The sequence below is a fragment of the Streptomyces sp. SID14478 genome, assembly GCF_010548525.1.
In the GTDB taxonomy this organism is placed as follows: domain Bacteria; phylum Actinomycetota; class Actinomycetes; order Streptomycetales; family Streptomycetaceae; genus Streptomyces.
In genome coordinates, this window is sequence record NZ_JAAGMG010001289.1 from 1 (window position 1) to 1,509 (window position 1,509).

1 protein-coding gene and 1 pseudogene are annotated in these 1,509 nt (G+C 75.5%); both read left to right on the forward strand.

Features of this window, described 5'->3' with window-relative positions; translation table 11 throughout:
• The first annotated feature begins 180 nt into the window (after positions 1 to 180).
• Positions 181 to 1,170 carry a MoxR family ATPase gene (locus tag G3I40_RS41195; RefSeq protein ID WP_164559926.1) on the forward strand — a complete coding sequence of 330 codons (990 nt, stop codon included), beginning with the start codon at positions 181 to 183 and terminating at the stop codon, positions 1,168 to 1,170.
• Positions 1,160 to 1,509: pseudogene (locus G3I40_RS41200) on the forward strand (hypothetical protein); the annotation flags it as partial. The gene G3I40_RS41195 and the pseudogene G3I40_RS41200, both read left to right, overlap by 11 nt.

A 1,509-nucleotide genomic window follows, 5' to 3' on the forward strand; every position in this document is an offset into this window, starting at 1 on the left:
GGATCATGGAGTTGCGGGAGGCGGCGGACGGCCGCGACGACCACTGGGCGCGTGACGTCCAGCTGTTGTGGGACGCGCCGCACTGCTTCCCCGACCCGGGTGACGTCAGGGCCCCCGGCGGACCTCCCCTGACCCCCTGACACGCCGATGGACACACCGAGTACGGAGAGTGCGAAGCCCATGCCCGAGTGGCCCGTGTACACCGGAGCGAGCGCGCCGCACGACGGCGTCGACCGGCTGCCCGCGCCGCCGCCCTGGCGCGCCTTCGACGGCGGCCCGGTCCTGCCCACGCCCGCCGACGCGGACGACGCGGCGGCCGTCTCCCCGGACCGGGTGCACCGCGCGCACACCTACCGCGCCACCCGGGAGAGCGTCCAACTCGTCAACGCGGCCCTGTACTTGAGGCGCCCGCTGCTCGTCACGGGCCCGCCCGGCACCGGCAAGTCGTCCCTCGCCTACGCCGTCGCCCGCGAGCTGGGCCTCGGCCCCGTGCTGCGCTGGAACATCACGAGCCGCGCCACCCTCGCCGACGGCCTGTACCAGTACGACCCGCTGTCGCGTCTGTACGCGGCCCGCGAGGCGGCCCCGGTCAGCGTCGCGGACCATCTGCGCCTCGGCCCGCTCGGCACCGCGCTGCTGCCGTACGCCCGCCCGCGCGCGCTGCTCGTCGACGAGATCGACAAGAGCGACCTGGACCTGCCCAACGACCTGCTCAACGTGCTGGAGGAGGGCCAGTACGAGATCCCCGAGCTGGTCCGCGCGGGCGGCGAGGCGCTGGTGCGGACCGACGGCACGGACCGGCAGGTGCCCGTCGCGGGCGGCCGGGTGCGCTGTCGCGCCTTCCCCTTCGTGGTCCTGACCAGCAACGGCGAGCGCGAGTTCCCGCCCGCGTTCCTGCGCCGCTGCGTCACGCTGCGCCTGCACCGCCCCGACGAGACGCAGCTGGCCGAGATCGTCCGCGCCCACCTGGGCGAACCGGACGCGCACGCGCGTCAGTTGATCACACGGTTCCTGTCCCGTGCCCACAGCGGGGAGCTCGCCACCGACCAGCTCCTGAACGCGATCTACCTCACGGGCGCGGCGGGCCTGGACGCCCCCACCCGCGAGGAGCTGGCCCAGCGCCTGATCCCGCACCTCGACGACGCCGACCCCTTGTCCGATGGACGCTGAACTCGGCCGCCTCGCCGCCGCGTTGGCCGCGGCGTCGGCGGACGGCACGCCGCCGATGCCCGTGGAACTGGCCGAAGTGCTGTGGCTGGCACGGCAGTTGTCGGCCCCGACTGCGGACCCCGGGCCCGCGGAACCCGTCGACGCCCCCGCCACGGAGCCCACCCCGAAGACGGCCGCTCCGCCGCAACCCGCGCACCGGGAACCGCCCCCGCCCGCCGCACCCCTTGACGTACCGGCACCAACGCCGCCCCGCCCCGAACCCACCCGCGTCCCCCTCTACGCGGATCCGGCCCCGGAGCCGGACCGGAACTCCCTGCTCGCCCCGGCTCCCCCGATGCT